At 67.6% G+C, this 398-nt stretch carries 1 protein-coding gene; it reads left to right on the top strand.

What is annotated here, in order from left to right:
* Window positions 1-398: flavodoxin-dependent (E)-4-hydroxy-3-methylbut-2-enyl-diphosphate synthase (locus OP79_RS49205; RefSeq protein ID WP_033329881.1), on the top strand; the 398-nt coding region annotated here is incomplete at both ends.

The raw sequence follows: 398 nt of genomic DNA, 5'->3' as shown, positions 1-398 counted from the left end.
GACATCCATTTCCAGCCGAAGTACGTGTTCGCGGCGATCGAGGCGGGCTGTGCGGCCGTCCGCGTCAACCCCGGCAACATCAAGCAGTTCGACGACAAGGTCAAGGAGATCGCGCGGGCCGCCAAGGATCACGGCACGCCGATCCGGATCGGGGTCAACGCGGGCTCGCTGGACCGCCGTCTGCTGCAGAAGTACGGCAAGGCGACGCCCGAGGCGCTGGTGGAGTCGGCCCTGTGGGAGGCGTCCCTCTTCGAGGAGCACGACTTCCGGGACATCAAGATCTCGGTCAAGCACAACGACCCGGTGGTGATGGTCAACGCCTACCGGCAGCTGGCCGCCCAGTGCGACTACCCGCTGCACCTGGGCGTGACGGAGGCGGGCCCCGCCTTCCAGGGCAC

Source organism: Streptomyces yerevanensis (genome assembly GCF_000716805.1).
Lineage (GTDB): Bacteria > Actinomycetota > Actinomycetes > Streptomycetales > Streptomycetaceae > Streptomyces > Streptomyces flaveus.
The sequence above is the reverse complement of the archived record's forward strand: the minus strand, read 5'-3'. Positions and strand labels throughout refer to the sequence as shown.